The 19,575-nt window shown below is 72.2% G+C and carries 20 protein-coding genes and 2 pseudogenes; 17 read left to right on the forward strand and 5 right to left on the reverse strand.

Going from position 1 to position 19,575, the window contains the following annotated elements; translation table 11 throughout:
* Positions 1 to 52 precede the first annotated feature (52 nt).
* From ACTYVM_RS13190 to ACTYVM_RS13200, 3 genes are read left to right on the forward strand one after another with little or no spacing between them, the layout of a single operon-like run.
* Entirely contained in the window at positions 53 to 628 is a 576-nt protein-coding gene (locus tag ACTYVM_RS13190) for an RNA polymerase sigma factor (protein WP_445526128.1), read from the forward strand.
* Entirely contained in the window at positions 619 to 1,296 is a 678-nt protein-coding gene (locus ACTYVM_RS13195; RefSeq protein WP_445526129.1) for a hypothetical protein, read from the forward strand. The genes ACTYVM_RS13190 and ACTYVM_RS13195 overlap by 10 nt, the downstream gene beginning before the upstream one ends.
* Positions 1,296 to 1,676, forward strand: a complete 381-nt coding sequence (locus tag ACTYVM_RS13200; protein ID WP_445526130.1) for a hypothetical protein — start codon at positions 1,296 to 1,298, stop codon at positions 1,674 to 1,676. Before ACTYVM_RS13195 ends, ACTYVM_RS13200 begins: the two co-directional genes overlap by 1 nt.
* Positions 1,677 to 1,753: 77 nt before the next feature.
* Here the strand turns inward: ACTYVM_RS13200 and ACTYVM_RS13205 are convergent, their stop codons facing one another.
* A complete protein-coding gene (locus tag ACTYVM_RS13205) occupies positions 1,754 to 2,623 on the reverse strand; it encodes a UbiA family prenyltransferase (RefSeq protein ID WP_445526131.1) in 870 nt (289 codons plus the stop codon).
* A 149-nt stretch (positions 2,624 to 2,772) separates the two neighbouring features.
* On the opposite strand from ACTYVM_RS13205, the gene ACTYVM_RS13210 reads away from it, so the two are divergent.
* From ACTYVM_RS13210 to ACTYVM_RS13220, 3 genes are read left to right on the forward strand one after another with little or no spacing between them, the layout of a single operon-like run.
* Complete coding sequence (locus ACTYVM_RS13210) at positions 2,773 to 3,831, forward strand: type III polyketide synthase (RefSeq protein WP_445526132.1); 1,059 nt, start codon at positions 2,773 to 2,775, stop codon at positions 3,829 to 3,831.
* 27 nt (positions 3,832 to 3,858) lie between these two features.
* On the forward strand, positions 3,859 to 4,389 hold the full coding sequence (locus ACTYVM_RS13215; RefSeq protein ID WP_445526133.1) for an isoprenylcysteine carboxyl methyltransferase family protein: 531 nt from the start codon (positions 3,859 to 3,861) through the stop codon (positions 4,387 to 4,389).
* Positions 4,386 to 5,399 (forward strand): NAD(P)/FAD-dependent oxidoreductase, encoded by a 1,014-nt coding sequence (locus ACTYVM_RS13220; RefSeq protein ID WP_445526134.1) that lies wholly within the window; start codon positions 4,386 to 4,388, stop codon positions 5,397 to 5,399. Before ACTYVM_RS13215 ends, ACTYVM_RS13220 begins: the two co-directional genes overlap by 4 nt.
* Positions 5,400 to 5,522: 123 nt before the next feature.
* Here ACTYVM_RS13220 and ACTYVM_RS13225 read toward each other — a convergent pair whose 3' ends face one another.
* The gene (locus tag ACTYVM_RS13225) at positions 5,523 to 5,822 is read right to left on the reverse strand and encodes a hypothetical protein (protein WP_445526149.1); all 300 of its coding nucleotides are present in this window, start codon (positions 5,820 to 5,822) and stop codon (positions 5,523 to 5,525) included.
* Here ACTYVM_RS13225 and ACTYVM_RS13230 point away from each other — a divergent pair.
* The 5 genes and pseudogenes from ACTYVM_RS13230 to ACTYVM_RS13250 form a co-directional block, all read left to right on the forward strand.
* Positions 5,785 to 5,997, forward strand: a pseudogene (locus tag ACTYVM_RS13230) (GNAT family N-acetyltransferase); the annotation flags it as partial. The gene ACTYVM_RS13225 and the pseudogene ACTYVM_RS13230 overlap by 38 nt on opposite strands.
* A 274-nt stretch (positions 5,998 to 6,271) precedes the next feature.
* Positions 6,272 to 7,567 carry a bifunctional 3-oxoadipate enol-lactonase/4-carboxymuconolactone decarboxylase PcaDC gene (gene pcaDC, locus ACTYVM_RS13235; protein WP_445526135.1) on the forward strand — a complete coding sequence of 432 codons (1,296 nt, stop codon included), beginning with the start codon at positions 6,272 to 6,274 and terminating at the stop codon, positions 7,565 to 7,567.
* A gap of 64 nt (positions 7,568 to 7,631) precedes the next feature.
* Positions 7,632 to 8,267 carry an MBL fold metallo-hydrolase gene (locus ACTYVM_RS13240; RefSeq protein ID WP_445526136.1) on the forward strand — a complete coding sequence of 212 codons (636 nt, stop codon included), beginning with the start codon at positions 7,632 to 7,634 and terminating at the stop codon, positions 8,265 to 8,267.
* 58 nt (positions 8,268 to 8,325) lie between these two features.
* A complete protein-coding gene (locus tag ACTYVM_RS13245) occupies positions 8,326 to 9,105 on the forward strand; it encodes an exodeoxyribonuclease III (protein ID WP_445526137.1) in 780 nt (259 codons plus the stop codon).
* 99 nt (positions 9,106 to 9,204) lie between these two features.
* Positions 9,205 to 9,654 carry a DUF6278 family protein gene (locus ACTYVM_RS13250; protein WP_445526138.1) on the forward strand — a complete coding sequence of 150 codons (450 nt, stop codon included), beginning with the start codon at positions 9,205 to 9,207 and terminating at the stop codon, positions 9,652 to 9,654.
* A gap of 362 nt (positions 9,655 to 10,016) precedes the next feature.
* Here the strand turns inward: ACTYVM_RS13250 and ACTYVM_RS13255 are convergent, their stop codons facing one another.
* Complete coding sequence (locus ACTYVM_RS13255) at positions 10,017 to 10,778, reverse strand: hypothetical protein (protein ID WP_445526139.1); 762 nt, start codon at positions 10,776 to 10,778, stop codon at positions 10,017 to 10,019.
* A gap of 134 nt (positions 10,779 to 10,912) precedes the next feature.
* Here ACTYVM_RS13255 and ggt point away from each other — a divergent pair, with 134 nt between their 5' ends.
* Complete coding sequence (ggt, locus tag ACTYVM_RS13260) at positions 10,913 to 12,724, forward strand: gamma-glutamyltransferase (protein ID WP_445526140.1); 1,812 nt, start codon at positions 10,913 to 10,915, stop codon at positions 12,722 to 12,724.
* An 87-nt stretch (positions 12,725 to 12,811) separates the two neighbouring features.
* On the opposite strand, the gene ACTYVM_RS13265 is transcribed toward ggt, so the two are convergent.
* Both ACTYVM_RS13265 and map read right to left on the reverse strand, forming a co-directional pair.
* Positions 12,812 to 15,376, reverse strand: coding sequence for an ATP-dependent Clp protease ATP-binding subunit (locus ACTYVM_RS13265; protein WP_445526141.1), 2,565 nt, complete (start codon positions 15,374 to 15,376; stop codon positions 12,812 to 12,814).
* 285 nt (positions 15,377 to 15,661) lie between these two features.
* Complete coding sequence (gene map / locus ACTYVM_RS13270; protein WP_445526142.1) at positions 15,662 to 16,429, reverse strand: type I methionyl aminopeptidase; 768 nt, start codon at positions 16,427 to 16,429, stop codon at positions 15,662 to 15,664.
* Positions 16,430 to 16,472: 43 nt separating this feature from the next.
* Between map and ACTYVM_RS13275 the strand changes: the two genes are divergently transcribed.
* The 5 genes and pseudogenes from ACTYVM_RS13275 to ACTYVM_RS13295 form a co-directional block, all read left to right on the forward strand.
* Positions 16,473 to 16,724, forward strand: coding sequence for a helix-turn-helix domain-containing protein (locus ACTYVM_RS13275; protein ID WP_445526143.1), 252 nt, complete (start codon positions 16,473 to 16,475; stop codon positions 16,722 to 16,724).
* Between the two features lie 100 nt (positions 16,725 to 16,824).
* Positions 16,825 to 17,046 carry a hypothetical protein gene (locus ACTYVM_RS13280; RefSeq protein ID WP_445526144.1) on the forward strand — a complete coding sequence of 74 codons (222 nt, stop codon included), beginning with the start codon at positions 16,825 to 16,827 and terminating at the stop codon, positions 17,044 to 17,046.
* A gap of 148 nt (positions 17,047 to 17,194) precedes the next feature.
* Entirely contained in the window at positions 17,195 to 18,037 is an 843-nt protein-coding gene (locus ACTYVM_RS13285) for a nitrilase-related carbon-nitrogen hydrolase (RefSeq protein ID WP_400027439.1), read from the forward strand.
* Positions 18,034 to 19,317, forward strand: coding sequence for an aspartate aminotransferase family protein (locus tag ACTYVM_RS13290; RefSeq protein WP_445526145.1), 1,284 nt, complete (start codon positions 18,034 to 18,036; stop codon positions 19,315 to 19,317). Before ACTYVM_RS13285 ends, ACTYVM_RS13290 begins: the two co-directional genes overlap by 4 nt.
* Positions 19,318 to 19,409: 92 nt before the next feature.
* Positions 19,410 to 19,575 (forward strand): annotated as a pseudogene (locus ACTYVM_RS13295) (PucR family transcriptional regulator); the annotation flags it as partial.

Raw genomic sequence — 19,575 nt, forward strand, 5'->3', positions numbered from 1 at the left:
ATCACATGTAAGGGGGTGGGTACGCGATCGTCCTGAACCGAGCAGGAGAGGCATGATCGAACGGACCGGTTCTTCACCTCTGGGAGGCGACCTGCCGGATGGGCTGCTGGCTGTGTGGGCTGCCGAGGGGGACGAGGACGCCTTCGCCGTTCTCGTCCGGCGGCACAGCCGTCCTCTGCTCGGCCTGGCCTGCTGCATGCTCGGTAACGCCCAGGACGCCGAGGAGGCCGTTCAGGACGCCTTCGTCAGCGCCTGGCGGCGACTGCCGGAATACCGTCACGATGCGGAGTTCCCCACCTGGATGTACCGCATCACCGTCAACCGTTGCCTGAACGTGCGACGCCGCCGACCGCCACCCCTTCCCCTGGACGCCGTCGCCGAGCCCGCGACGGGCGGCGAGTGGAGCTCGCCCGCCGGAGCCGCGGAGGAAGACGCGGAGGCGGCCGCCCTGACGCGCGCGCTCGGCGAACTGGACGCCGGACAGCGTGTCTGCTGGATCCTGCGGGAGCTGCAGGGTCTGCCCTACAAGGAGATCGCTGTCGTGACGCAGACCAGTGAGCAGACGGTGCGCGGCAGACTGTTCAGGGCACGCCGGTCCCTGAAGGAGGCGATGGCCCCATGGCGCTAGACGACCCGCACGCGCAGCCTTCCGAACCGCCCGGAGACGACGGGCCTTTCGACCACCCGGCCATCGATGACGCGGCTCCGCTCGCAGGTGACGAGGTTCTGACCTGTGGCCGCCTGCTCAGCCAGGTCTGGGAACAGGCACAGGACACGACGCCGACCGCGGATCCGCACACCATGTCATGTCCCCAGTGCCGCGAGGCCGTCGAGGGGCTGGCCAGGCTGAACGCGGCCACGCGGGCGCTGCGTGCCAAGGACCCTCCCGGCCTGCAGGCACTGACCGACCGCGTTATGAGCATCGTCAGGGCCGAGGTCCGGCTGGGACGGCTGCTGCCACTGGCCGACACGATGCTGGACCTACTGATCGCCGAGAGCGCCGCGGCGAAAGTGCTGCGGCATGCCGCGGATGCGGTCCCCGGGGCGAGGGCCGTATCCTGCCGGCTCGTGCCCGCGGGTGGCACCGGCGTGCAGGTGACCATGACCCTGGCCACCGCCCTCGACCGCCCGCTGCCCGACAGGGTCGATCACGTACGCGGGTCGGTCATCGATGTCGCCGGACAAGCCCTGGGGCTGGACGTGACGGCCGTCGACATCATCGTGGTCGACGTACTGGAGCCGCCCGTACCCCTCGGCCCTGCGGGCTCAGGCCGGACCGCGGGCGGTGGTGCCTGATGGCCGCCACCGGAACGCCGCCTCCCCCCAGCGTCGCGGCCGCAGCGGCCCTCGCGGTTCCCGGCGTGGCGGGCCTGCAACCCCGCCTCGCCCACCGCCTCGCGGCCGCGGCCTCGCCCACATGGCCGGCGACAACAGCTCAACATGCCCCCGAGGCAGGTGTCCGCATCGACCGGATGCGCGACGGCTCGGGATGGCACATCGAGGTGCGCTGCGTCCTGACCGAAGGCCACAGAGTGGTGGACACCGCCCGGAACGTCCACGACCGGGTACGGGCCGCCGTCCTCTCCTACCTCGCCGCACACGACGCCCCGGTAGCGGTCACCGTGACGGTCACGATCACGGTCACCCGCATCGCCGCTCGGGGTCACACGGTCTGAGCGCCGCACGCGACGGCCGGCGACGAGGTCGGACTGCTGCGTCCAACTCGTGTGAGCCGGTCGGTGAGGCCGAACGGTCAGGCGATCCCGATGCCGCGCACCAGCAGCAACGCCACGTCCACCACCGCCACGGCGACCGCTGCCGCGAATGCCGCTCGCTCCCAGCGGCGTCCCAGCACCGTCCCAGCCACCGCGACCAGGCCGGCCACCGCGAGTGCCGCCACTCCCCGTCTGCCGGGTGGTCCGGCGGGCCCCAGCGCCAGAACCGCGGACGCGGTCGCCAGCGGGACCGGCAGCAGCAGCCGCGCGCCGTCCGGGCCCAGCCGGTGCGGAAATCCCCGTACGCCCGTCGCCAGATCCTCGCGGATATCCGGCAGCACGTCGCCCAGATGGGCACCGACCCCCAGGAGCGCCCCGGCGGTGACAACCCACCAGGCCGGCCACGGCTGCCCTGGGAGCCCCAGCGCCACGAACGCCGGGAGCGCCGCGAAACCCACCGCGTACGGCGCCCAGGACCATACTGTCGTCTTGAGCCGCAGGTTGTACGCCCACGCCGCCGCCACTCCAGCCAGGTGAACGACGCCCGCCCACACGCCACAGGCGAACGACAACGGCACGCACAGCGCCAGCGCGGCATACGCGGCCACCCACATCTCCGTCACACCCACCGCCCCGTCGACGACGGGTTTGCCACGGCGGCCGGCGGCGATGTCCCGGCGCGCGTCGAACGCGTCGTTGCACCAGCCGACGGACAACTGCCCGCTCAGAACGGCGGCGGTGGTCAGGACACAACGCGCGGCGCCCTGGCCGGCGGTGGCGGCCAGCGCGGCCGTCAACGCGGTGACCGCCACCACAGCCCCGGGGTGGCACGACCCGGCCAGGCCACCCACCCGGCCGGCCCACATCGAGGCCGCACCGCCGGCCGTCGACTGCTCAGGAGTGCCCACCCGGCCGATCGTAGGCGTCCCGGCCCCGACCCGGCCGGCGCACACGCCCCGGGACGAACGGCCGGACGGGCGATCCATGGTGCCGAGGTCAGGGTTCGGGGAACACGTGCAGAGCAACTCACCCCAGTCGACAGCCGGACGGGAAGCCTATGACGCGGATCGCCGCCGTTCACGGTGCCCTCGCACCGCACCGTCGCACCCAGTCCGAGATCACCGACATGGTGGCCCGCACCTGCCTGCCCGAGGGCGCCGACCGCCGGGTCCTGGACCGGCTGCACCGCAGCGCGAAGGTCCACTCGCGCCACATGACGCTGCCGCTGGAACGGTACGGGGAACTGGACGGATTCGGCGCCGCCAACGACGTCTTCATCGCCGCCGCCACCGGTCTGGGCGCCAAGACAGTGAGAGCCGTACTGCAGATGGCCGGCCTGTCCGCAGCCGACGTCGACCTGCTGATCTTCACCTCCGTCACCGGCATCGCCGTTCCCTCGATCGACGCACGGCTGGCCGGCCGCCTCGGACTGCGGCCGGACGTCACAAGACTGCCCCTCTTCGGCCTGGGCTGTGCCGGTGGCGCTGCCGGTCTGGCCCGTATGCACGACTACCTGCTGGGCCGGCCCGACCACGTGGCAGTACTGCTGTCGGTCGAACTGTGCTCGCTCACCTTCCAGCGCAACGACGCCTCCGTGGCCAACCTGGTCGCCACCGGGCTGTTCGGCGACGGCGCCGCCGCGGTCGTCGCCTACGGCGCGGACCGCCCGGACGAGACCGTCGGCCCGACGATCGTGGACACCCGCAGCCACCTGTATCCGGACACCGGACGCGTCATGGGCTGGGACATCAAGAGCTCCGGCTTCCAGGTCGTCCTCGACCCGAAGGTCCCCGACGTCGTACGCCGCTACCTCGCCGATGACGTCGAGGGATTCCTCAGCGACCACGGCCTGAAGCCGAAGGACGTGACTGCCTGGGTGTGCCACCCCGGCGGCCCCAAAGTCCTTCACGCCGTCACCGAGGCCCTCGACCTGCCCGCCGACGCACTCGACGTGACCTGGCGTCACCTGGCCGACGTGGGCAACCTGTCCTCGTCGTCGGTGCTCCATGTGCTGCGCGACACCGTGGCCGAGCGCCGCCCGCCGCCGGGCACCCCGGGTGTGCTGCTGGCGATGGGACCCGGCTTCGCCTGCGAGCTCGTCCTGCTGCGCTGGTAGTTCGGACCGACGAAGGGCACAGGACACATGATCTGGTACGGACTGCTGGTGGCCGTCGTTGCCGCCGAGCGCGTCGCCGAACTCGTCGTCGCCCGCCGCAACGAACTATGGAGCACCGCCCGCGGTGCGACGCTGACCGGGCAGGGCCACTATCCGGCAATGGTCGCCCTTCACACCGGCCTTCTGGTCGCCTGCCCGGTTGAGGCATGGCTGGCCGGCCGGCCCTTCGTACCCGCCCTGGCCTGGCCGATGCTGGCCGTGCTGGCGGGCGCCCAGGCACTGCGGTGGTGGTGCATCCACACCCTGGGAGCCCGTTGGAACACCCGGGTGATCGTCGTACCCGGCCTGCCGCTGGTGACGAGCGGCCCCTACCGGTGGCGGTGGCTGCGGCATCCGAACTACGTGGCCGTCGTCGCCGAGGGCGTGGCGCTGCCTCTGGTACACACCGCCTGGGCTACCGCGGCCGTGTTCACGGTACTCAACGCCGCCCTGCTCACCGTGCGCATCCGCTGCGAGAACCGGGCGCTCGCCGCCGCGACCACGCCGGTGTCGGCATGATCGACGTACTGGTGGCCGGCGGCGGACCCGCCGGACTGGCCGCGGCCATCCACGCAGCGCTCGCCGGCCTGGAGGCCGTCGTCGTCGAACCCCGGACCGTGCCCGTGGACAAGGCGTGCGGAGAAGGAGTCATGCCCGGCGGTGTGGCGGCGCTGCGAACACTGGGCGTCGAGATCACCGGCCGCGAACTGCACGGCATCCGCTACGTGGACGGCACCACCCGCGCCGAAGCGTCCTTCCGCGGCCGGAGGGGGCGGGGAATCCGCCGTACGACACTGCACTCCGCACTGCACCAGCGCGCGCTCAGCCTCGGCGTGCGCATGCTGCCGGGCAAGGTCGGCGAGGTACACCAGAGCGCAGACACGGTCACCGCCGCCGGAACCACGGCCCGTTGGCTGATCGCCGCCGACGGCCTGCACTCCCCGGTGCGCCGCAGCCTGGGGCTGGAACTGCCGGGCCGCCCCCAGAGCCGTTACGGACTTCGCCGGCACTACCGCGCCGAGCCGTGGACGGACTTCGTGGAGGTCCACTGGGCCCGGCACGGCGAGGCCTATGTGACACCGGTCGACGACGACCTGGTGGGCGTCGCGGTCCTCAGCCGCAACCGTCGCGGCTACGACGAGCACTTGGCCGGCTTCCCGACCCTCACCGCGTCCCTGCGCGGCTCGGTCGCGACACAGGTCCGCGGAGCCGGACCACTGCGGCAGCGGGTGCGGCGCAGAACCGCCGGCCGTGTCCTGCTCGTCGGCGACGCCGCAGGCTACCTGGATGCCCTCACCGGCGAGGGCATCGCCCTCGCACTGGCCACGGCCGGGGCCGCCGTCCGCTGCCTGGCCGCCGGGCGACCGGACGAGTACGAGCGTGCCTGGGTGCGGCTGACTAGGCGCCACCGGCTGCTCACCGGAGTCCTGCTGGCCGCGAGCAGCCGTCCCGGCACCGCCCGCCTCATCGTGCCGGCGGCCTCCCGGATGCCTTCGGTGTTCTCAGCCGCGGTCCACGCACTGCAGTAGTTGCTCGCGCCCGGGTTTTGCAGGCCCAGCTGTCCCACTCCAGGCCGGTGTCCCGGGCCCCGGGGACGGTGAGGGGGTGGCTCCAGCCGCGGGGGCCGGCGAACAGGTCGAGGATGATCCGTCTCACGAGACTGGCTCGGAATTTTCCTGTACCGGCTCGGCTTCGCCACGGCAGGCCCAGGGAGAGCAGCCGTCGACCACGCCGTTCTCCAGCTCCTCCGCATCGGTTCGGGCGTCCAGTGGCTGCTTGCGGGCGGCCGGTTCGGCGGCAGTGACGTGGCCGATCGGGGCCTGGGCGAGCGGTTCCCGGGAGCGGTGCAGGAACGCCTGCCCGAGCAGCCGACCCGCCGTACGAAGGCACTCCCCGGTGCGAAATACTCTCCCGGTGAGTTCACGCACTTCCCCGATCAGCCAGCCGATCACGATACGGAGGGCCGTCGCGCGGGATGCCAAACGGCTCACGCGGCTCGTGCGTGGCTCGGGCGCCTACGAGGGTAAGTACGCGGTCGCGGGTTACCGGGTCGGTCCTGATTACATCGAGGCCCACCGCGTCTTTGTGGCCGTCGGCGCCGACGAGCATGGAGGCCGGGTCCGCGGCGGCCCCGAACGAGGGTGTCGAGGAGCACGGGGGTGATGCCTGCGTCCAGGCAGGCCGAGGCAACAGTGCTGCCGATGTAGCCGGCTCCCCCGGCGATAAGGACCTTCACCACGATGTTCCTCTCCCGGCCTCGTTCCAGCCCCAGCAGACGACCGGCAGCAAGGCGGAGCACCTGGGCAAGGAGTGTGTAAACCCTGTGGGACTTCAAGGGGCAAGAGCCCTTAGGTTAGGACCGGCGATGTGGGATCCCGTGAGAGATGAGAGGGTCTGACGGGTGAGTGAGACACCACCGAACACCCTGCAATACCGCTTCGACGGGCGGGAAGACGCCCCAGTCCTGATCCTTGGCCCCTCACTGGGCACCACATGGCACATGTGGGACCGGCAGGTCCCGGAGCTGACGAAGCAGTGGCGTGTGTTCCGGTTCGACCTGCCGGGACACGGGGGAGCGCCCGCGCACCCCGCCGACTCGGTCTCCGACCTGGTCACCCGTCTGCTGGCCACCCTGGACGGACTGGGCGTGCAGCGCTTCGGCTACGCCGGCTGCGCGCTCGGCGGCGCGATCGGCATCGAGCTGGCGCTGCGTCACCCGGAGCGCCTCGCCTCCCTCGCACTGATCGCCACCTCGCCGCGGTTCGGCACCCCCGACGAGTTCCGGCAGCGCGGGGTGATCGTCCGGACGAACGGGCTCGACCCGATCGCCCGCACCTCCCCGGAACGCTGGTTCACCAGTGGTTTCGCCGCCGCGCAGCCCGCGATCACCGACTGGGCCGTGCAGATGGTGCGGACCACCGACCCCGGCTGCTACATCGCGGCCTGCGAGGCCCTCGCCGTCTTCGACTCCCGCGCCGACCTCGGCCACGTCGGCGTGCCCACGCTGGTCCTGGTGGGCTCCGACGACCAGGTCACCGGCCCCGCCGAGGCGCGCACCCTGGTCGCCGGCATCCGCGACGCCCGCCTGGCCGTCGTGCCCGGCGCCTCCCACCTGGTGCCGGTGGAGCAGCCCGGCGCCGTGACCGATCTGCTGGTGCGGCACTTCTCCACCGCCTGGCACCCCGGCTACGACTCGACCAGCGGACAGATGGCGATCGTCGGGCCCCCGGTCAGGCCGGTGCTCGCCGCGCCCGCGCAGGCCTCGCCCATCGCCGAGATCGCCCCGGCGCCCGTACCGGCCCAGGTACCGGGCGGGCCGGACCGCTACGACACCGGTTTGAAGATCCGCCGCGAGGTGCTGGGCGACGCGCACGTGGACGAGGCGCTCGCCGAGGCGGAGGACTTCTCCGCCGACTTCCAGGAGCTCCTGACCCGCTACGCCTGGGGCGAGATCTGGGACCGGCCCGGCCTCGACCGGCGCACCCGCAGCTGCGTCGCCCTCACCGCCCTCGTCGCGGGCGGCCATCTCCAGGACGTAGCCGCCCACACCCGGGCCGCCCTGCGCACCGGCCTGACCCCGGACGAGATCAAGGAGGTGCTGCTCCAGACCGCGGTGTACTGCGGTATCCCCGCGGCGGGCGCCGCCTTCCGGACCGCCCAGCAGGTCATACACGAGGAGACGACCCTCGCGGAGTGATCCCGCGGGCGCGCCACCGGGGACCACCCGGGCGCCCGGCGCCCGGGTGGTCCAGGCTGGGGGCATGAGACTCACGAAGAAGTCGCACGCCTGCGTACGCCTGGAGAAGGACGGGCGGACGCTCGTCATCGACCCCGGCGGGTTCAGTGAGCAGGACGCCGCGTCCGGCGCGGACGCGATCCTGGTCACCCACGAGCACGCTGACCATTTCGACGAGGGGCGTCTGCGGGCCGCCATGGAGTCCCGCCCCGGCACCGAGATCTGGACCCTGAAGTCGGTCGCGGAGCAGCTCGCCGCCGCCTTCCCGGGCCGTGTCCACACCGTCGGCCACGGCGACACCTTCACCGCCGCGGGGTTCGACGTGCAGGTCCACGGCGAGTTGCACGCGGTGATCCACCCGGACATCCCGCGCATCACCAACGTCGGCTACCTCGTCGACGGCGGCCGCGTCTTCCACCCGGGCGACGCGCTCACCGTGCCCGGTGTCCAGGTCGGGACGCTGATGCTGCCGGTGATGGCGCCCTGGAACAAGATCTCCGAGGTGATCGACTACGTCCGCGAGATCGGGCCGCGGCGCGCCTACGACATCCACGACGCCCTGCTGACCGACCTGGCCCGCCCGATCTACGACCGCCAGATCGGAGTCCTGGGCGGCGCGGAGCACCTGCGGCTGGCGCCGGGGGCGTCGGCGGAGGTCTGAGCCGGGCCCCGGAGCCGGGCAGCGGGCGCTGTCAGTGGCGCCCGGTAGGTTGTGAGGCATGCGCATCGCGACCTGGAACGTGAACTCGATCACCGCCCGTCTGCCCAGGCTGCTGGCCTGGCTGGAGAGCAGCGGCACGGACGTGCTGTGCCTCCAGGAGGCCAAGGTCGCCGAGGACCAGTTCCCGGTCGGCCCCCTGCGCGAACTGGGCTACGAGGCGGCGGTCCACGCCACCGGCCGGTGGAACGGCGTGGCGGTGCTCTCCCGCGTCGGGCTCGAGGACGTGGTCCGCGGCCTGCCCGGCGACCCCGGCTACGAGGGCGTGCAGGAGCCCCGCGCCATCTCCGCGACCTGCGGCCCGCTCCGCGTCTGGTCGGTGTACGTGCCCAACGGCCGCGAGGTGGACCACCCCCACTACGCCTACAAGATCCAGTGGTTCGAGGCCCTCAGGGCGGCCGTCGCCGGTGACGCGGGTGGCAGCCGCCCCTTCGCCGTCCTCGGCGACTACAACGTCGCGCCGACGGACGACGACGTCTACGACCGCGCCGCCTTCGAGGGCTCCACCCACGTCACCCCGGCCGAGCGCGCCGCCCTGACCGCCCTGCGCGAGGTGGGCCTCTCGGACGTGGTCCCCCGGCCCCTGAAGTACGACCACCCGTTCACGTACTGGGACTACCGCCAGCTCTGCTTCCCCAAGAACCGCGGCATGCGCATCGACCTGGTGTACGCCAACGAGCCCTTCGCCAAGGCGGTCACCGACGCGTACGTCGACCGCGAGGAGCGCAAGGGCAAGGGCGCGTCCGACCACGCCCCGGTGGTGGTGGACCTCGACGTCTAGGGGGTCCGAGTCCGGGGCCGGCCGAGACGGGCCCCGGGGGGCCGGCCGGGCCCGCGCGCCTGTGGTGCGCCCGGGCGTGTGAATGCCACCCTGGGGGGCATGGACATCCCTTTCCTGGACAGGTGGCGCAAACGGCAGGACACGTCCTTCGGTGCCGTGACGTTCTCCGAGGGGTCCGAGGGAGCCGAGGGCCGGGCGGGTCTCACGCAACTCCTCTCCGAGTGCGAGCTGTTGCGTTCCCAGGTATCCGGGGCGGGACTCAGGCTCGACGACTCCGCCGCGTCCCTCGAGGCGCTGGACCAGTTGCTGCCGCGCTGGCGGGACGACGAGGAGACCCTGGCCTGGCTCGGCAACGACGCCGGGCTGTACCTGGGCACGGTCGTCGTACGGACCGTGCCCGGCGCCGGCTGGGAGATCGGGCCGGGCGGCCGTCCGGTCGTCCGGCTGGCCTCCGGACGCGAGATCGACGTGGTGAGCGCCGGCCATGACTGGGCCGGCGCCGGAGCGCCCGAACTCTCCCAGCTGTACGCGGAGATCGCGGAGGACTGACCGCCGGGTCGAGCGGGGCGCACACCCCCTGGGGGCGTTCCGCCACACCGCCGGGCCCGGCACGCCCGACCTCGACTACGATGTTTCGCTCGTCCCTTGTGGCGGTGACGCTTTGGCCCACCGTCATCGGGACGGGGACGCTGCTGCCGGGTGAGGCACCCCCACGGCGGCCCCTCGACCGTAGGGGGCAGCAGGTCACAGAGCCATACCCGGCCGGCGGCAGCCGGAGATCACTGCTCGCGCAGGGGGACGGACCGACATGACGGGCCGTCCGCCGGCGGGAAGAAGGTCAGCTGCGCGCCGGGCGGGTTGTGCTCGACGCGGATCCGCGCCGAACGGCCCACCGGGCTCGCGGCCGCACGTCACTTTCCGGCGTCGCTCGTTGCGGGATCGGCTTCGGGTTCCGGCAGGGGCGCCCGAGCCGCGCGGGTCACATCCGCCACGAGTTCGACCACGTCCGGGCCGTAGGCCTGGGAGCTGATCACCTTCAGCAGCAGTACGAAGGACCCGTTGCCGTACTTGCGGTGCAGCCGCTCGTGATGGCGGGCCAGATAGCGGGTCGCGGCCTGGTTGTCGATCGCGCGCTGGCCGCAGAACAGGAACACCGGCCGGGTGCCGCTGCGCTCGCCGTCGGTGAGACGGGCCAGCAGCACGTACTCCGTGACACCCGTGTCCATGCGGTAGTGCTCGGTGCCGATCCGGAAGGCACACCGGTCCGGGCCCCGTTTCTGGTCGGTGTTCACCCGCACGCCCGGCAGCAGGGCCGCCATGTGCGCCGCCATCCGCCGGTTGGACCCGGGACCTCCGACGCAGAACTCGGTGCGCTCACCGAAGCCCTGATGGACCGTGTCCTGCGTGACCATCTGGACGTTCGCCCCGCAGCTCTTGATCAGCGCGGCGAGTTCGAGCAGGGCGAACACGTCGAACCGGTGCACCGCGAATTCGGCCGTCGCCGGGTCGCGGTTGACCACCAGCAGCGACTCGGCGTTCTCGGGCAGCCCGAAGAAGGCCCGCTTGCGGCGCAGCCTGCGCCGCCACAGATAGGTGCGGGCCAGCCAGCCGACCGCGGCACTGACCCCTGTCGCGGCCACTCCCAGGACGATGTTGCGCACGTCGTCGTTCATGGCCGCGCATGGTAGCCGGTCAGCGCACCTGTGTTCGACACTCGACTGGCTCAGTTGTCCTGACGGGAGCATGGCAATCAATTAGGCTGCGCCAACGGTCAGGCAACCGAACCACAACCAACGTGGAGGTGCGGATGCGTCGTCCTGGCGCACGGAAACTGGCGGTCCTGGCGGTCTCGGCCGCCGTGGTGTCGGTGGGCGCCGCGGCCCCGCCCACCGCCCAGCCGGAGGCGAAGCCGAGACCGGTCCAGAAGGTTCCCCTGGCGGTCGGCTACGGCGGCGCCGTGGCCAGCGTCGACGCGGACGCCTCCGCCGCCGGTATCGAGGTGCTGAAGCAGGGCGGCAACGCCGTCGACGCGGCCGTCGCCACCGCGGCCGCCCTCGGCGTCACCGAGCCCTACTCCGCCGGCATCGGCGGGGGCGGCTACTTCGTCTACTACGACGCCCGCTCCCGCACGGTGCACACCATCGACGGCCGCGAGACCGCCCCGCGGACCGCCGACTCGAGCCTCTTCGTGGAGAACGGCAAGCCGCTCGCCTTCGCCGACGCCGTCACCAGCGGCCTGAGCGTCGGCACCCCGGGCACGCCCGCCACCTGGCAGACGGCGTTGGACCACTGGGGCACCAAACGACTGGGCGCGGTCCTGAAGCCGGCCCAGAAGCTGGCCCGTGACGGCTTCACCGTCGACGAGACCTTCCGCTCGCAGACCGCCGACAACGAGGCCCGCTTCCGCTACTTCCCCGACACCGCCAAGCTGTTCCTGCCCGGCGGGAAGGTGCCGGCGGTCGGCTCGACCCTGAAGAACCCCGACCTCGCCCGCACCTATCAGGAGCTGGCGGCCAAGGGCGTCGGCGCGATCTACCAGGGTGACCTCGGCAAGGACATCGTCAAGACCGTCAACCACCCGCCCGTCGACCCGAAGTCGGGCTGGAACGCCCGTCCGGGCAAGCTGTCCACCAAGGACCTCGCGGCCTACCGCGCCAAGCTCCAGGCGCCCACGCAGACCTCGTACCGGGGCCTGCGCGTGTACTCCATCGCGCCCTCGTCCTCCGGTGGCACGACCGTCGGCGAGGCGCTCAACATCCTTCAGCGCACGGACCTTTCGACGGCGAGCGAGGTCCAGTACCTGCACCACTACATCGAGGCGAGCCGGATCGCCTTCGCCGACCGCGGGCGCTGGGTCGGCGACCCCGCCTTCGAGAACGTGCCCACCAAGCAACTGCTGTCGCAGAAGTTCGCCGACTCCCGCGCCTGCCTGATCAAGGACGACGCGGTCCTCACCAGCCCGCTCGCCCCCGGCGACCCGCGCCACCCCGAGGCCTGCTCCCGCGGCGGTACGGCCGCGCCGACGACGTACGAGGGGGAGAACACCACGCACCTGACGGTCGCCGACCGATGGGGCAACGTCGTCGCCTACACCCTCACCATCGAGCAGACCGGCGGCAGCGGCATCACCGTGCCCGGCCGGGGCTTCCTGCTCAACAACGAGCTGACGGACTTCTCCTTCGCCCCGGCCAACCCGGCCGTGCACGACCCGAACCTGCCCGGTCCGGGCAAGCGGCCGCGCTCGTCGATCTCGCCGACGATCGTGCTGGACCGGCTCGACCGGCCGGTGGTGGCGCTCGGTTCGCCGGGCGGCGCGACCATCATCACCACCGTGCTCCAGACCCTGACCGGGTTCCTCGACCGGCACCTGTCCCTGGTCGACGCGATCGCCGCGCCGCGCGCCAGCCAGCGCAACGCCGCACAGACGGAACTCGAACCCGCCCTCTACGACAGCGTGGTGAAGAAGCAGCTGGAGGCGATCGGCCATTCCTTCACGCTCAACCCCGAGATCGGCGCAGCCACGGGCATCCAGAGCCTGCCGGACGGCCGATGGCTGGCCGCCGCGGAGAAGGTGCGCCGGGGCGGCGGCTCGGCGATGGTGGTGAATCCCTCACCGTGAACCGCCGTGCACGGTGACACGGCGGGGCCCGCCTCCCGGAAGGGACGGCGGGCCCCGGCCGTTCACCCGGCTCACGGCTCACCCGGTTCACTCCGTGGACGAAGGCTCCGTCTCCTTGTTCCAGGTGTCGAAGGTGAGCTGGTCGTCCTTCGCGTCCACCGTGACCCGGCCGCCCTCGCGGATCCTGCCGGCCAGGAGCAGCCGGGAGAGCTGGTTCTCGACCTCGCGCTGGATGGTGCGGCGCAGCGGACGGGCGCCGTACTCGGGCTGGTGGCCCCGCCGGGCGAGCCAGTCGACCGCCGCCTCGGTGAACTCGACCGTGACGCCCTGCGCGTGCAGCAGCCGGCGCGTCTTCTCCAGCAGCAGATCGGTGATCTGCCGCAACTGCTGGGCGGTCAGCTGGCGGAAGACGACGATCTCGTCGATCCGGTTGAGGAACTCGGGCCGGAAGTGCTCGCGCAGCGGCCGCAGGATCTGCTCGCGCCGCGCCTCCTCGTCCGCCTCCGCGTCGCCCGCGCCGAACCCGATGCCCGCGCCGCGCCGGGTGATCGCCTCCGAACCGAGGTTGCTGGTCATCACGATGACGGTGTGGGTGAAGTCCACCGTACGGCCCTGGGAGTCGGTGAGCCGCCCGTCGTCGAGCACCTGGAGCAGGATGTTGAAGACGTCCGGGTGCGCCTTCTCCACCTCGTCGAGCAGCAGCAGCGAGTAAGGATGCCGGCGCACCACCTCGGTGAGCTGCCCGGCCTCCTCGTGACCGACGTACCCGGGCGGGGCGCCCACCAGCCGGCTGACGGTGTGCCGCTCCTGGTACTCGCTCATGTCCAGGCGGACCATGCGGTCCTCGCTGGAGAACAGGACCTCGGCCAGTGCCCGGGCCAGCTCCGTCTTGCCGACGCCGGTCGGGCCGAGGAACAGGAAGCTGCCGATCGGCCGGTCCGGGCTGGCAAGACCGGCGCGGGAGCGCAGCACCGCCTCGGCGACCGCGCTCACGGCCTCCTCCTGGCCGACGACCCGCCGGTGCAGATGCAGCTCCAGGCCGAGCAGGCGCTCCTTCTCCTCCTGGGTGAGGCTGCTGACGGGGATGCCGGTCTGCCGCGACACCACCTCGGCGATGGCCTCCGCGGTGACCTCCAGGTGCTGCCCCTCGTCGGCCTCGCCGCCGCCGGTGGCCTGGCCGATCCGCTGCTTCAGCTCGGTGATCCGGTCCCGCAACTGCGTGGCCTGCTCGTACTGTTCGTCCGCGACCGCCTGGTCCTTGTCCAGGGTGAGCTGCTCGACCTCGCGCTCCATGGCCCGTACGTCGGTGCCCTTGGTGCGCGCCCGCAGCTTCACCCGGGCACCGGCCTGGTCGATCAGGTCGATCGCCTTGTCCGGCAGACGGCGCTCCGTCAGATAGCGGTCGGACAGCTCCACGGCGGCCACCAATGCCGCGTCGGTGTAGCGCACCTGGTGGTGGGCCTCGTAGCGGTCGCGCAGCCCGCGCAGGATCTCCAGCGCGTCCCCGACGGACGGCTCGGGCACCAGGATCGGCTGGAACCGGCGGGCCAGCGCCGCGTCCTTCTCGATCCGCCGGAACTCCTCCAGCGTTGTCGCGCCCACGATGTGCAGCTCGCCGCGGGAGAGGGCGGGCTTGAGGATGTTGCCCGCGTCCATCGCACCGCCCTCGCCGCCCGCGCCGGCGCCGACGACGGTGTGCAGCTCGTCGATGAAGACGATCAGCCGGTTGGAGTTGGTGCGGATCTCGGTGACGATGTTGTTCAGCCGCTCCTCGAAGTCGCCCCGGTACCGGGTGCCCGCGACGACGCCCGTCAGGTCCAGGGCCACCACCCGGCGGCCGATCAGGATGTCGGGCACGTCCCCGTCGGCGATCCGCTGCGCCAGCCCCTCCACGATGGCGGTCTTGCCGACGCCCGCGTCACCGATGAGCACCGGGTTGTTCTTGCCCCGCCGGGAGAGCACCTCGATGGTCTGCTCGATCTCCTGCTCCCGCCCGATCACCGGGTCGATGCGCCCCTGCCGGGCCAGTTCGGTCAGATCGCGCCCGTACCTGTCGAGGGTCGGTGTCGAGGTGGACCGCTGCCGCTCCGCCCCGGACGGCGCGGGGGTTTCCGGGGTCTCCGGCGGTACGCCGGACGAGGCGAAGCGGGCCGCGTTCAGGATGTGCCCGGCCGCCGAGTCGGGGTTCGCGGCGAGGGCGCTGAGCACATGCTCCGGGCCGATGTAGCCGGCGCCGCTGGCCCGCGCCATGTCGTGGGCGTCGAGGAAGGCGCGTTTGACGGCGGGGGTGAGCGACAGGGAGGTCGGCGGCGGCGCCTCGCCCGGCGGGTGCTGCACGGGGCCGGCCCGCTCGTCGATCTGCGTCGCGAGCGAGTCGGGGTCCGCACCGGAGCGGCTGAGCAGACTGCGGGTGGGCTCGGCGGCGAGCGCGGCCCGCAGCAGGTGCTCGGTGTCCAGATCCCGGCTGCCGTGCTCCGCGGCGTACTGCGCCGCGCCCCGCACCAGCTCCCGGGCGGGCTGGCTCAGCAGCCGGCCGATGTCCACGTGCCGGGGGCCGGGGTGGGGTCCGCCGAAGAAGCGGGCGAAGAGTTCACCGAAGGGGTCGCGGTCGCGGTCGCCGTCGCCCTCCGGGCCGTTGAAGCCGCTGGTCATCGCTGTCCGTTCCGTCGCTGACAGTGGCTCCCGCCGGGTAACCGGGTGGGGGTCGTTTCATGCCACGATGGCACGCTCCGTTGGTTGCGGCACGTCCAGAGCGCCGGTGGGCCCGGGGTCGGTGGTGCTCCTGCGGCCGAGGGTCAGGCGGCCGGCACGGTCGATGCGGCCACCGCGGGCGATGCCGCCGTCGCGGCTGGTGCGCTCGTCGCGGGCGGTGCGGCCGTCGCGCCCACGCGGCGGACCCGGACATCGGTACGGCCCCGTTCCCCTGAGGCGGGCGGCCTACCGGTGCGTGAGCACGCGCGGGCCCGTTTCCATGATCGCCACCGTGTGCTCGACGTGGGCCGCCCGGGAGCCGTCGTCGGTACGCAGGGTCCAGCCGTCCGGAGCCGCGTGGTAGCCGTCCGTGCCGCCGGCGATCAGCATGGGCTCGATGGCGAGGACCATGCCGTGACGCAGGGGCAGGCCCCGGCCCGGCCGGCCCTCGTTCGGGACGCCGGGGTCCTCGTGCATGTGGCGGCCGATGCCGTGGCCGCCGAACCCGTCCGGGATGCCGTAGCCCGCCGCGCGGCACACCGAGCCGATGGCGTGGGCGATGTCGCCGATGCGGTTGCCGACCACGGCCGCCTCGATGCCCGCGGCCAGCGCCCGCTCGGCGGTCTCGATCAGCCGCAGGTCCGCGGGGCGCGGCCGGCCCACGACGAAGCTGATCGCCGAGTCGCCGGCCCAGCCGCCGAGCGTCGCGCCGAAGTCCAGGGAGAGGAGGTCGCCGTCGCGCAGCCGGTAGCGGGTGGGGATCCCGTGCACGATCGCGTTGTTCACCGAGGTGCAGAGCACGGCGGGGAACGGGGTCGGGGCGAAGGAGGGCCGATAGCCGAGGAACGGCGAGCCCGCGCCCGCCTCCCGCAGGACGTCGTGGGCCACCTCGTCCAGTTCCAGCAGGGACACGCCCACGCCGGCGGCCTTGCGCGCGGTGGTCAGGGCCCGCGCCACGACCTGGCCGGCCTCGTACATCTCGTCGATCGACGTGTTCGTCTTCAGTTCCACCATGCCAATTACTATACCGGTATTTGAATCGCGGTAGGATGCCCGTATGGTCCGCACCCCCCTGACTCCCGAGGAACGCGAGCGCGGCGAGCGGCTCGGCCGCCTGCTGCGCGCGGCGCGCGGCGACCGCAGCATGGCGCAGGTCGCGGCGAGCGCGGGCATCTCGGCCGAGACACTGCGCAAGATCGAGACCGGCCGGGCTCCGACCCCGGCCTTCTTCACGATCGCCGCGCTGGCCCGGGTGCTCGGCCTGTCCATGGAGGAACTGGCCGAACGGAGCGCACTGGCCGAGGTATGAGGAGCGACGGCGCCGTCCACGTCGGCCGGGCAGCGCCACCCGCGCCGACTGGGGTGTGGTGGTGCCCGCGCGCCCCGGCCGGGGTTTGTGCTGCTGCCGTTTGACGGCGGTTGGGCCGGCCCCCCCCGGGGCGGAACCCGGCCGGGACGCTCCCACTCTGGTCGCCGCCTTCTTCGGGCTCCACACGCTCTCCGACGTCCTCGACGACCGCCTGTGGCTGCTGCCGCTCCCCGGGCTCCAGGCCGACCCCGCTCCCCGCGAGCTGCTGACCAGGGTGAGGGCCCCGGTCCCGGCCTCGCCACGACGTCCCTCCCACCCGTAGCCGCGCTCACCCACCGGAGTGCGAAACACGATCGACTTCGCGGGTTGACGACAATGGTCTTGGCAAGCCAGGAGAAGAGGCTTACGTTCGTGCCTCTAGGCCTGTTCTACGGGCGTAGAGGCTCTGACGTACGTCGAAGGAGCAGCTCATGGCCAACGTCGTCCGTGCGGCCCTGGTCCAGGCCACCTGGACCGGCGACACCGAGTCCATGGTCGCCAAACACGAGGAGCACGCCCGCGAGGCGGCCCGTCAGGGGGCCCGGATCATCGGGTTCCAGGAAGTCTTCAACGCACCGTACTTCTGCCAGGTCCAGGAGCCGGAGCACTACCGCTGGGCCGAGCCGGTGCCGGACGGTCCCACCGTGCGGCGCATGCGGGAACTCGCCCGCGAGAGCGGCATGGTGATCGTCGTCCCGGTGTTCGAGGTCGAGCAGTCCGGCTTCTACTACAACACCGCCGCCGTGATCGACGCCGACGGCAGCTACCTCGGCAAGTACCGCAAGCACCACATCCCGCAGGTCAAGGGCTTCTGGGAGAAGTACTACTTCAAACCCGGCAACCTCGGCTGGCCCGTCTTCGACACCGCCGTCGGCAAGGTCGGCGTCTACATTTGCTACGACCGCCACTTCCCGGAGGGCTGGCGGCAGCTCGGTCTGAACGGCGCCCAGCTCGTCTACAACCCGTCCGCCACCCACCGCGGCCTGTCCGCCCACCTGTGGCAGCTGGAACAGCCGGCCGCCGCCGTCGCCAACGAGTACTTCGTCGCCGCGATCAACCGCGTCGGCCGGGAGGAGTACGGCGACAACGACTTCTACGGAACGAGCTACTTCGTCGACCCGCGCGGACAGTTCGTCGGAGACGTCGCCGGCGACTCGAAGGAGGAACTCCTCGTCCGCGACCTCGACTTCGACCTCATCGAAGAGGTGCGGCAGCAGTGGGCCTTCTACCGCGACCGCCGCCCCGACGCCTACGAAGGGCTGGTGCAGCCGTGAGCGACCTGTACGACCGTCACCGGGCCGTCACACCCGACTGGCTGGCGCTCTACTACGAGGACCCGATCGAGATCACCCACGGCGAGGGCCGCCACGTCTGGGACGCCGACGGCCGGCGCTACCTCGACTTCTTCGGCGGAATCCTCACCACGATGACCGCCCACGCGCTGCCCGAGGTCACCAAGGCGGTGAGCGAGCAGGCCGGGCGGATCATCCACTCCTCCACGCTCTACCTCAACCGACCGATGGTCGAACTCGCCGAACGCGTCGCCCAGTTGAGCGGAATCCCGGACGCCCGGGTGTTCTTCACCACCTCCGGCACCGAGGCCAACGACACCGCCCTGCTGCTGGCGACGACGTACCGGCGCGCCAACACCGTCCTCGCCATGCGCAACAGCTACCACGGCCGCTCCTTCAGCGCCGTCGGCATCACCGGCAACCGCGGCTGGTCCCCGACCTCCCTGTCCCCGCTCCAGACGCTGTACGTCCACGGCGGCGTACGCACCCGCGGGCCCTTCGCCCACCTGAACGACGCCGAGTTCGTCGCCGCCTGCGTCGAGGACCTCAAGGACCTCCTCGGCCACACCCGCCCGCCCGCCGCGCTGATCGCCGAACCCGTCCAGGGCGTCGGCGGCTTCACCTCCCCGCCCGACGGCCTGTACGCCGCCTTCCGGGACGTGCTCCAGGAGCACGGCATCCTGTGGATCTCCGACGAGGTGCAGACCGGCTGGGGCCGGACCGGCGACCACTTCTGGGGCTGGCAGGCGCACGAAAGCAGCGGACCGCCCGACATCGTCACCTTCGCCAAGGGCATCGGCAACGGCACGTCCATCGGCGGGGTCGTCGCCCGCGCCGAGATCATGAACTGCCTGGACGCCAACAGCATCTCCACCTTCGGCGGCACCCAGCTCACCATGGCCGCGGGCCTGGCCAACCTCAACTACCTCCTGGAACACGACCTCCAGGGCAACGCCCGGCGCGTCGGCGGACTGCTCATCGAGCGGCTGCGGGCCGCCACCGCCCAACTGCCCGGCGTCCGCGAGGTCCGCGGCCGCGGGCTGATGATCGGCGTCGAGCTGACCCGGCCGGGGACGGACGAGGCCGATCCGCGGGCGGCCACCGCGGTGCTGGAAGCGGCCCGGCAGGGCGGCCTGCTCATCGGCAAGGGCGGCGGGCACAACACCAGCGCCCTGCGCATCGCCCCACCGCTGTCCCTGACCGTCGCGGAGGCCGAGGAGGGCGCCGCGATCCTGGAGGGCGCACTGCACGCCGCCTACTAGCGCCGCGGCACCAGCACCAGGCGCCACCTACCAGCGCCGCGGCGCTGACGCCCTGGAGGTGAACCGAACCGCACGCAGAGGGGAACGTCGCCATGACCACCGCCTCGGACACACCCCCGACCTCCTGGAATGCGCCGGAACCCGCTCTGTCGGTGCGCCAGGTCCTCACCCTGGAGCGGGTGCTCGCGGGGGAGCCCGAGGTGGTGGGCGGCGACAGCCACCCCCACCGGGCCATGCGCTGGGTTCCCCTCGCCCAAG

The organism is Streptomyces cyslabdanicus, from assembly GCF_052663305.1.